The organism is Roseomonas sp. KE2513, assembly GCF_016107305.1.
Taxonomy (GTDB): Bacteria; Pseudomonadota; Alphaproteobacteria; order Acetobacterales; family Acetobacteraceae; genus Roseomonas.
In genome coordinates this window covers 1-908 of the sequence record NZ_RCVR01000160.1, presented here as the reverse complement: position 1 = coordinate 908, position 908 = coordinate 1, and the positions used below count along the sequence as shown (strand labels likewise).

At 67.1% G+C, this 908-nt stretch carries 1 protein-coding gene; it reads right to left on the bottom strand.

What is annotated here, in order from left to right; all coding sequences use genetic code 11:
• Nucleotides 1-5: 5 nt before the first annotated feature.
• A protein-coding gene (locus tag D9599_RS30730) for an IS5 family transposase (RefSeq protein WP_198385133.1) occupies nucleotides 6-831 on the bottom strand; the annotation gives its coding sequence in 2 pieces (ribosomal slippage) (nucleotides 6-473 and nucleotides 475-831; 825 coding nt in all).
• Nucleotides 832-908 lie beyond the last annotated feature (77 nt).

Below are 908 nucleotides of genomic sequence, written 5' to 3'. Positions count from 1 at the left end.
AGAACCTATCCCGGTAGGGCGTGTCGCCATGTGATGATGCCGCATGCGAGGTGAAGCAGGGCGAGGTAGTTGTCGGGCTTCTTGGTCCATCGGATCAGGATGGAGCGGAACCGGTTCAGCCAGGAGTGCGTGCGCTCCACCACCCAGCGCCTGGCCTTGGCTCTGGCATGTCGCTTGGCCCTGACCTCCTCGCCACGTGTTCGCAGGTGCAGGGTGAAGCCGAACTCCTGGGCCAAGGCGCGGGGCTCGTCATAGTCGAAGCCTTTGTCGAGGCAGAGGTGCTGAGGGTTGCGGCGCGTTGGCCTGGGCCGCCTGATCGGGACCGCCTCAAGCGTGGGGCGCATCAGCTTGTGGTCGTTGCGATTGGCCCCCTCGATCACCGTGCCGAGCGGCACGCCGCGTCCGTCGGTCAGCACCGAACGCTTGACCCCGCGCTTGCCGCGATCCGTTGGGTTGGGCCCGGTTTTTCCCCCCACCCAGCGGCGCCTTGCCCATGGCGCCGTCGAGTGCCAGCCACGTCCAGTCGATGCCCTGCAGCGCGTCATAGGCCAGCAGCCCCTTGCGCCAGAACGCCTCGAACACCCCGGCCTTTGTCCACTCCTGAAAGCGCCGGTGCGCCGAGGAGGACGAGCAGAGCGTCGTCTCCCGCAACGCGTTCCACTGACATCCCGTGCGCAGCACGAAAAAGATGGCGTCCATCGCCGCCCGGTCCGGCACCCGCGGGTTGTGGCAGCCCAGCGGGTGCCTCGGCCGTGGCGGGAGCAGCGGCTCCATCTCAGCCCAGAGCGCGTCGGGGAGGCGCCAGCCATCATCCCGGACGCGCCGCTTCATCGTCGTCCGAACAGATCTCCTCATCATGAACGATGAGCTAGGAAGCCCCGCAGCCAGCGTCTAGTGGGATAGGTTCT